Source organism: Acinetobacter terrestris (genome assembly GCF_004331155.1).
GTDB lineage: Bacteria > Pseudomonadota > Gammaproteobacteria > Pseudomonadales > Moraxellaceae > Acinetobacter > Acinetobacter terrestris.
In genome coordinates this window covers 116,494-124,626 of the sequence record NZ_SJNZ01000006.1, presented here as the reverse complement: position 1 = coordinate 124,626, position 8,133 = coordinate 116,494, and the positions used below count along the sequence as shown (strand labels likewise).

Sequence of the window (8,133 nt, the reverse complement as noted above, 5' to 3'; positions counted from 1 at the left end):
CATGAGGAACACTGTTCCGCAAGATAAGACCCGAGCAAGTATCCATAAACAGTTGTGCTGGCGACAATAGCAAGAGTGAACCACCTGATCCCTTCCCGAACTCAGAAGTGAAACCTCTTTGCGCTGATGGTAGTGTGGGGTTACCCATGTGAGAGTAAGTCATCGCCAGCTCATTATTCCTAAAAATCCCCCTCCGCTATAAAGCAGAGGGGGATTTTTTTATGCAGGGAATAAATAAAAAAGAAAATAGAAGGAAAAGCAGAAGGGAAAAGCTAAAAAGACAATTCCCGAAACCAGCCAAAAAGGTCAGCAGCAGCCTGAATCCCGGTTTTTATTACAGCTGCCGCCGGGCGTGTTTAAAGGCCGTTCTCAGGCCTTCTTCCAGGGTGGGATGGTAGAAAGGTTTCTCTAGGATCTCATCCAAGCTTAAGTCCTCAGCGATCATCCAGGATAATAGATGTGCCATATGTTCAGCAGACTCAACAAAAATTTCACTTCCTAAAAATTTACGTGTTATTTTATCAATATAAACTTCAATCGCACCTTGGTTTTTACCCAAAACTATCGCCCGACCTTGGGTTGTATATGAGACCACACCTGTAACAAATTCGACATTGGATTGAGTAAGTTGGTTGAAACTTTGTCCCACAATAGCCATTTCTGGTTGGCTAAAAACAATACCCAGTGGAGTGAGAGTTTTGATATTTTTAAGTTTAGGAAAGTTTAGGCAATTATGAATTACAGTTCGTCCTTCGTGAGCCGCTTCATGCTGAATGGGAGAGTTGCTATGCGCATCACCAATAATAAAGATTGGATAATCAGCCAGCTGTTTAGTGCGCATATCTACAGGAAGTTTTTTTAGATCAGTAAATTTAGAATCGATATTTTCTAGACTTAAACTATCTAAAAAACTGTTACGTCCTGTCGCGACCAATAAATAATCTGCAGTGAAACTGCTCTGAGTTCCTTTTTCTATGTAATTGATTTTAACTTTATTTCGAAATTTTTTGACTTGCTCCGGGAGGGTTTCAAACTTGATATTTAATTCTTCACTTAAGGTCGTTTGAGCAATCTTCTGTAGTTTTGGACTGGTAAGAGAGCCAACTTTACGACTACGTGCAAAAACAATAGTTTCAACACCTAAACGTTGCATGGCCTGTGCAAGTTCAATGGCTATAACTCCACTGCCAATTACGGCCAATGATTTTGGTAAGGTTTCTAATTCAAAGATTTGATCAGAGCTAAGGAGCTTATCCCCCAATTCATTTTTCCATTCGCTATTAATAGTGGGAGTAGATCCGACAGCGATAATAAAACTTTTGGCTTGGTAATATTGTTGATTAACTTGAACTGTCTTTGGATCGATAAAATGAGCTTTCCCAGAAATTTTATGGTGATCATCCCAACTATTCACTTCCTTTAATGTCGCAGTTGTAAAGTGATCACGAAGCTCTCTTATGTGTTGCATTATTTGAGAAGTATCTATTTTAGCTGAAACCCTTAGCGCAACTTCTTGGGCATTTTGAATATCGTGCATTCTGTTGGCTGTGGAGATTAAAACTTTACTTGGCATACATCCAACACGCGCACAAGTTGTATCCCATGGACCGTTATTAATAATAAGAATGTTTTGGGTATGCTTTATCGCTTCTTTATACGCTGATATTCCTGCAGTACCCGCACCGATGATAATGATGTCGTACATAAATTTTCTGACTTTATTCAATATTCTTTTATATTCATAGCATATTGGATGTATGTCACTACAGAGTTTGTAAAAATGCCATTTTAAAAAATTAAATTGAAGTTCCCACACTCACTCCAACCGTAGGTCGAACATTCATCGAGCTACATCCAGCCACGACACATGAAATAAGCAGTAGAAGAATTATTTTATTCATTGAGTAATCCCAGTTTGTTCGCTTCATTAAATAATAGGGCAGAGCATGTGCGACTTCCCCATATCATTAAAATTGGTTTTGGAAGCTAATTATAATATTTGGAAAATTCAATTATGTCTGTGGTAGAAACTTCAGCACTAATAATTGATTGATAAATGACAGTAACCTAAGCTTGTTTGGCAATATCGAGCAATTAATTGAAACCAGATTACTTTGTTTCTGATCGGAACGATTCACGATGTTTGATTTAAAAAATTTATAAATCAATATCTTAAATCTATTTGGGTCATTTGACCTATAACACTTCGCTAAGCATTTAAAAGATGAGTTCAATCCATATTTTCTGCATAGATCTGTGTGTTACAGGTCAAACTAAATTGAGTAAAGCATGATAAACAACGTGCTTAATCATCCAGTAAATCCATTTGCTTTGCGAGTTGATATAAATTATTTGAACGGTTGCCTGTACGGCAGAACATCAATACTGGTTTAGGAAGTTCATTGAAATGATTGGCAAATTTACGGACATCGATTTCAGTAATTTGACCCGCAACAACAGGTTGAAAAACATAATCCAAACCTGCATTGCGTGCAGCTTCTTCAATTTGTGCACTTGTAGGTTGATCTGGGCCACCTTCCATATCCGGACGGTTGTTAATAATTGATTTAAAACCTTTCTCAACAACTTGTGCTACCTGTTCTGGGGTAATTTGACCTGCAAAGCCGACATTTTCGCTCATTTCGTCACTCCATAATTCGTTAAATAGATTTATGCTTTATGATAGCATTAAGCTGAAACTCGAGCTTAATCTGTTGAAATTTTTATAAGCGATTACAACCATAAAATAACGCAATGGAGCGCGTATGCATTCCTATACAGTTGAACCACTGTATGTAAATAGTGGGCAAGAGGTTATTGCTGCAGATTTTTATCGTCCTAAAACTGAAAATAAGCCTGCTGTGATTATTATGGCCCATGGTCTGGCAGCCTTGCGTCAATTTAAACTGGTTCAGTATGCCAAGCGTTTTGCTCAAGCAGGTTATGCAGTGGTATTGTTTGATTATCGTTATTGGGGTGGCAGCACTGGTCGTCCACGTGAACTGGTGTCGGTTCAATCTCAATTAGAAGATTGGCGAACCATGATTGCGCATATTTTAGAACGAAAATCGGTAGATACGCGACGTATCGTACTTTGGGGCACCTCTTTAAGCGGGGGATATGTCTTAAATCTGGCTGCAGAATTAAAAAATGTTCACGCTGTAATTGCCCAAATTCCTTTCGTAGATGGAACAGAAAGTGCCAAGCTTTACCCTTTACAACAACTGCCGAAAGCATTAAAAATATCAAGTCAGGACTATATGGGTGCAAAAATGGGCATGTCCCCTAAAACCTTGCCCGTAGTAGACCGGAAGGGCTTATGTTTTATGCCGACAGCCGATAGTTATGACGGATATTTATCCATTGTCAATCCAGATTATTTTTGGAGTGGTGAGATTCCGGCCCGAATCTTTTTTAATTTAATTCGTTACCGCCCTATTCAGGATGTGCGTAAAATTAGCGTTCCTGTTTTATTTATTGCTTCCAAACAAGATAGCCTGATTCCACTTGAGTCGAGTCGGGAAACCGCAACCAATATTGCACCTTATGTACAGTACCATGAGTGGGATATGCAACATTTTGATATTTATCATGGTCAATGGTTTGAAAAAGCGATATCTACCCAATTAGAATTTTTACATCAACATATTGGAGTGAGCTAAATGATTATTGTATGTCCTGCGTGTGGTGCTAGAAACCGGGTACCGGAAGATAAATTAGAAGCAAATCCAAACTGTGGTCAGTGTCAGCATGCGCTGATTCCTCTGGCTCCTATTGAATTGAATGAGCACAATTTTAGTAATTTCGTCACCCATAGTGACTTGCCTGTTTTAATTGATTTATGGGCGGATTGGTGTGGTCCTTGCAAGATGATGGCCCCTCATTTTGAACAAGTGGCCAAGCAAAATCCGAGAGTGATTTTTGCGAAAATTAATACTGAACAATCACCTCGACTCAGTGGTGCTTTTAATGTGCGTAGTATTCCCACCTTAGTTTTGATGAATAAAGCCAACGAAATTGCTAGAATAAGCGGTGCTTTACGATCTACAGAGCTGCAACAGTGGCTAGATCAACAATTAAATGCCAAAACTGGGAGCTAATGTGTCAGATACTCATATAAAACCTGAAGGAACCCTTTCCCTTCAAACCATTGCGATGCCGGCAGATACCAACTGGAGTGGTGACGTTTTTGGTGGGTGGATTGTTTCACAAATGGACTTGGCCGGGGCAATTCACGCAGAGCGTTTTAGTAAAGGACGCTGTGCCACCATTTCGATTAATCAGATGACTTTTCTGGTTCCGGTAAAAGTCGGAGATGTGATTAGTTGTTATACCAAAATTTTAAAAGTGGGTAATACCTCAATCCAAATGCAGATTGAAGTATGGGACAGCCATGACGATTCACGTGAGCCGATTCGTGTGACCGAAGGGGTATTTACCTTTGTTGCCGTGGATGTGAAAGGTGGAAAGCGTCAAATTCCCGATGATGTCAAACAAAAATATTTAGCATCAAAACCCGCGTAATAATGAAACATAAAAAAGCCCAACAATGCTTGGGCTTTTTTATGTGCTGAATTTTTTTAAACAGCTTCCGATTTGTCTTGAGTTAAGCAATTTTTACAGAAGTAAAAAATGTCACTTGATTTAGTTTTAAGTAACCAAAATTAAAAATGAAATTATTTGTTTAGTATTAATTGTTTAGTTGCGACTTGGACACCCAAGCCCACAGCATTTCGCATTGAATCGGTTCTTCACCCGATTCATCAGTCACACGAACCGAAACTAAGGTTTCACCTTTTTCAGTGCTTTGCATCAATTTTTGCTGCTCATCGGTGAGTGTTGCAGTGGCAATCATGGCACCTTTGCTTGGACGTTTAAAATCGATTTTGAAACTTTTGATGAGCACAATACAGGAATCAGGAACATTCATACCGGTCACAAAACCGGTGGCTGTTTCAGCAATCAGCGCCATGGCGCAGGCATGTACCTGACCAATATGGTTTTGCATCGCACGATGGTTTTCGATTTTCACCACCACTTTTGAGTGGCTCACTTCGAGATAGCGAATATTGGCACTACCCACCATCGGCACAACTCGACCAAACGCTTTGCTCCACAGCGTACTGCGAATACCTTTGGGCAATTTAGACGTTGCTTTAACCAGTTTTGATAAGCGATTGGTCGGTGTCATGAAGTTCCTCGAGGTTTTATTGCATCAATGCATTAGTCTTTAAAGTTATTAAACTGCAAAGGCACACCAAATTGTTGTTCTTTTAAGAACGCCATAATTTGTTGCAAAGTATCGCGCTTTTTGTCAGTTACACGAATCTTGTCGCCTTGAATAGAAGATTGCGCTTTAATGCCGCTTTCTTTAATGGCTTTATTAATTTTTTTTGCAGTATCAGAGTCAAGACCATCTTTAAGTTTAATCACTTGAATGACATTTTTACCTGAAGCGGTCATTTTTTGTGGATCAAGGGCTTGAATATCCACTTTACGTTTAAAGAAATGATTTTCCAGCATGCTGTACACCTGTTCGCATTGGAAATCACTTTCTGTGGTAATCTTGATTTCTTTATTTTTTTCGCTCAATTCAATAGAAACGTCTTGGCCACGGAAGTCAAAACGTGTCGCAATTTCTTTTTGCGTGTTTTGAACGGCATGATTTACTTCAAAAATTTCTAATTCAGAGACAATATCGAAAGAAGGCATGGTTTAGACCTTTACAAAGGGAAAGAATATCTGAGATGCTAGGGATGTTTTCTTCATTTGCCAAGTGTTGTTTACATCAAAGGAGTGCACAATGATCCGTAAACAAGAAATTACAACATTTGAGTTCCCAGAAAATGCAGTAATCTGGGATGTTCGTGATACAAAAGCCTTTGCTGAAGGTCATGTAAAAGGTGCTGTAAATCAGCCCATAGATGACTTGAGTGCAGAAAGCTTAACTCAGGTGGAGTCGGATCAGCCCATTTACATTTTATGTGGTGGTGGAAGTAAAGCACCGCGTGCTGCTGAAAAGTTAGAAACCTTAGACGGCTCACGTGAGTATGTTGTATTGATGGGTGGCACTCGTGCTGCGCGCGATGCAGGATTCCCTTTAGAACAGGGCGCTTAAGAAAAAAGCACCGTCAGGTGCTTTTTTAATGGCTAGAAATGAATCCACTCAATCCCTCTTTATGTAAAGGGGGATTTTTATTTTTCTCATTTTTTAGTCTGAGCTTGGGCTTGGTTTTTGATAGTAAGGCTTTTTCGGTTTTACTTTTTTAATAAAGCGTCGCGGATTAAGTTTATTTACCCAATATGAAGTCAGTGGGCAGGCTTCCCCTAAAACTTGAGCAGCCAAAACTTCACTACACAGCGGTGCAAATAAAAAGCCTTTCGAGCCTAAAGCGGTGAAGGTATAGATTTCAGCATCGAGCTGAACTTTTCCAAGCAATGGGAAATAGTCCGGGCTTTGTGTCCGCACCGATGCACGGCCTTGCCAGCTTTCTACAGGCGACAAAGATTGCGCATAATCTGGAAAGACACTGTGGAGCAGCGCATAGTTATGTATATGATCTTCAGTTAAGACTTCATCATCATCCCGATCTGGATGAAATGAAGCGCCTAAAATCAGATGCTGTTGATCCAGTTGCATGCAATAACCGCCGTAACTATACGCCTGTTCAGGTTGTAAGGGCTGATCTGCATTATTCAACCAACTGACTTGACCACGATTTGGTTTAAGTTTTGGAAATTGTTGCGCAAAGTTTTTACTGTTCAGTGCCGCACAAACAATCACATGATCAAATTCACCCAAACATTGCTGCTTGCTGTCGATCACTTGAATGTTCGATGCGGTCTTTAATTCAACAACTTCCGCTTGCTGAAAGTGAATGGCAGGATGCGCTAAAATTTGATCGCATAATTGATGCGGTGAAACCGTACCCGCTTGTAATAATTTCAGGCTCGGAAATTCGGTTTCAAGCTCACTTTGATTTACTTTTTCTGCAAATACCCCGTGCGGATATTGCTCTGCAAGTTCAAGTAAATCATCCTCCTGCTTAAGCGCCAGTTGATTGACCTGAATCGGGCGAAAAGCTTTGAATTTTTGATAATGCGCAATCGCATATTGCCATGCCAAAGTGACCAGATGCTCAGCACTTTGCTCAATACGACCTAATCTGGGATTGAGTAATGCCAGTGGATTGCCAGAGGCTCCCGCAAGAGGGGCTGATTGATCGTAAATCGTGATTTGATGACCACGACCAGCAAATGCATGGGCGCAACTTAAGCCGGCTATTCCTGCGCCAATAATCGCAATTTTACGTTGTTTAAATGCTGAAGCTGAATTTTCTAATCTGGATGGATCTGTCTCTACGGTTTTTGACTGAAAGCTTTCTTGATCTTCCACTTCCGGAGGATTCCAGATTGCTGTAAGCATTTGACGTTTATGCTTAAAGCCGGGTGGCAGAGAAACCGTTATTCCGTGCGCGTTTAAACCACGTTTTAAAACACCTGCAACACTAAAAGAGGCAAAGGTCGTTGCATAGTCGGACAGTCGGACAATATGGCTTAAAACATTGTCTTGCCAAAGATCAGGATTGCAAGAAGGTGAAAAACCATCTAAAAACCATGCATCTACCGCTTTGGTTTTGGTAATGACCGGCAAAACATCATTGGCATCACCCAGCCATAAATCGATGGAGAAACGATCTTCAGGAAAGTTCAGCCGGTGACAGCCGGCAATAGGCAGGGGATATTGCTCGATCAGCTGCTCGGCTAAAGGCTGCAGTTCTGGCCAGACCTTGAGTGCACGGATGAAGTCGGCTTTCGCAAGTGGAAATTTTTCTACACTGATCAAGTGCAGATGACTTTGGTTATTCGGACGAAGCTGTTGCCACATTTGCCATAATGCCAAAGCGTTTAACGCGGTACCAAAGCCGGTTTCACCAACACAAAAGTATTCAAAATCTTGCAGCTTGGCCAAACGTGTTGCAAGATTGTTGCCATTTAAAAAGACATGTCGGGTTTCAAGTAAACCATTGTCTCTGGAAAAATAGATGTCCCCAAACTGTTTGGAGACAGGAATATCAATTCCATCCACACATTGCCAATCAAGATCAGCAGTTTGAATTGCACTCGACAAAA

Annotated in this window: 9 protein-coding genes and 1 rRNA gene; 5 read left to right on the top strand and 5 right to left on the bottom strand. The window is 40.5% G+C overall.

Features of this window, described 5'->3' with window-relative positions:
- Positions 1 to 56: 56 nt before the first annotated feature.
- A 5S ribosomal RNA gene (gene rrf / locus E0H81_RS05310) occupies positions 57 to 171 on the top strand.
- Between the two features lie 163 nt (positions 172 to 334).
- On the opposite strand, the gene E0H81_RS05305 is transcribed toward rrf, so the two are convergent.
- Both E0H81_RS05305 and E0H81_RS05300 read right to left on the bottom strand, forming a co-directional pair.
- Positions 335 to 1,705, bottom strand: coding sequence for a dihydrolipoyl dehydrogenase (locus E0H81_RS05305; RefSeq protein ID WP_131317142.1), 1,371 nt, complete (start codon positions 1,703 to 1,705; stop codon positions 335 to 337).
- Between the two features lie 600 nt (positions 1,706 to 2,305).
- Positions 2,306 to 2,641, bottom strand: coding sequence for a protein tyrosine phosphatase family protein (locus tag E0H81_RS05300; RefSeq protein WP_131317132.1), 336 nt, complete (start codon positions 2,639 to 2,641; stop codon positions 2,306 to 2,308).
- A 124-nt stretch (positions 2,642 to 2,765) separates the two neighbouring features.
- On the opposite strand from E0H81_RS05300, the gene E0H81_RS05295 reads away from it, so the two are divergent.
- The 3 genes from E0H81_RS05295 to E0H81_RS05285 are packed head-to-tail and all read left to right on the top strand — an operon-like array spanning position 2,766 to position 4,524.
- Positions 2,766 to 3,662 carry an alpha/beta hydrolase gene (locus E0H81_RS05295; protein ID WP_131317130.1) on the top strand — a complete coding sequence of 299 codons (897 nt, stop codon included), beginning with the start codon at positions 2,766 to 2,768 and terminating at the stop codon, positions 3,660 to 3,662.
- Positions 3,663 to 4,100 (top strand): thioredoxin TrxC, encoded by a 438-nt coding sequence (trxC, locus tag E0H81_RS05290; RefSeq protein ID WP_131317128.1) that lies wholly within the window; start codon positions 3,663 to 3,665, stop codon positions 4,098 to 4,100.
- Complete coding sequence (locus E0H81_RS05285; RefSeq protein WP_214645931.1) at positions 4,081 to 4,524, top strand: acyl-CoA thioesterase; 444 nt, start codon at positions 4,081 to 4,083, stop codon at positions 4,522 to 4,524. Before trxC ends, E0H81_RS05285 begins: the two co-directional genes overlap by 20 nt.
- Positions 4,525 to 4,690: 166 nt before the next feature.
- Here the strand turns inward: E0H81_RS05285 and E0H81_RS05280 are convergent, their stop codons facing one another.
- Entirely contained in the window at positions 4,691 to 5,191 is a 501-nt protein-coding gene (locus E0H81_RS05280) for a DUF4442 domain-containing protein (protein WP_131317121.1), read from the bottom strand.
- Positions 5,192 to 5,223: 32 nt separating this feature from the next.
- Positions 5,224 to 5,712, bottom strand: a complete 489-nt coding sequence (locus E0H81_RS05275) for a YajQ family cyclic di-GMP-binding protein (RefSeq protein WP_067723050.1) — start codon at positions 5,710 to 5,712, stop codon at positions 5,224 to 5,226.
- Between the two features lie 91 nt (positions 5,713 to 5,803).
- On the opposite strand from E0H81_RS05275, the gene E0H81_RS05270 reads away from it, so the two are divergent.
- Positions 5,804 to 6,118 (top strand): rhodanese-like domain-containing protein, encoded by a 315-nt coding sequence (locus tag E0H81_RS05270; RefSeq protein ID WP_131317119.1) that lies wholly within the window; start codon positions 5,804 to 5,806, stop codon positions 6,116 to 6,118.
- A 93-nt stretch (positions 6,119 to 6,211) separates the two neighbouring features.
- On the opposite strand, the gene mnmC is transcribed toward E0H81_RS05270, so the two are convergent.
- Complete coding sequence (gene mnmC / locus E0H81_RS05265; RefSeq protein WP_131317117.1) at positions 6,212 to 8,131, bottom strand: bifunctional tRNA (5-methylaminomethyl-2-thiouridine)(34)-methyltransferase MnmC2/FAD-dependent 5-carboxymethylaminomethyl-2-thiouridine(34) oxidoreductase MnmC1; 1,920 nt, start codon at positions 8,129 to 8,131, stop codon at positions 6,212 to 6,214.
- Positions 8,132 to 8,133 lie beyond the last annotated feature (2 nt).